This window comes from Rhodoferax sp. UBA5149, assembly GCF_002413825.1.
In the GTDB taxonomy this organism is placed as follows: domain Bacteria; phylum Pseudomonadota; class Gammaproteobacteria; order Burkholderiales; family Burkholderiaceae_C; genus Rhodoferax.
In genome coordinates, this window is sequence record NZ_DHXT01000109.1 from 1 (window position 1) to 368 (window position 368).

General features: G+C 62.8%; 1 pseudogene. It reads right to left on the reverse strand.

The features are described from left to right. Positions 1 to 368 (reverse strand): annotated as a pseudogene (locus B3V69_RS09945) (aromatic ring-hydroxylating dioxygenase subunit alpha); the annotation flags it as partial.

The window sequence follows — 368 nt, forward strand, 5'->3', positions numbered from 1 at the left end:
TGCGCGACACCGACTTCGATCATCACATTGCCCGGCGGCGTGAAGCGGCAGATCTGCCAACGGTCGACCGCCACGTCATCGGCCAGGTTGTTGCCGCGCAGCGCCAGTTGCCAGAACGGCGGCGGCATGATGTTGTCCATGAAACGGCTGGTGACCACCATGTCACCCTCGACCGTGGTCTTGCTCGGGGTTTCGTCGATTTCCTTCTGGCCGATGCTGCTGGCGTGCACATAGGTCTCGTGCGTCAGGTCCATCAGGTTGTCGATCATCAGGCGGTAGTCGCAGTGGATGTGGAACAGGCCGCCGCCATAGGCCCACTCGGGGTTGTCGTACCACTCCAGGTGCGGGATCTTGGCGGCATCGGCCAG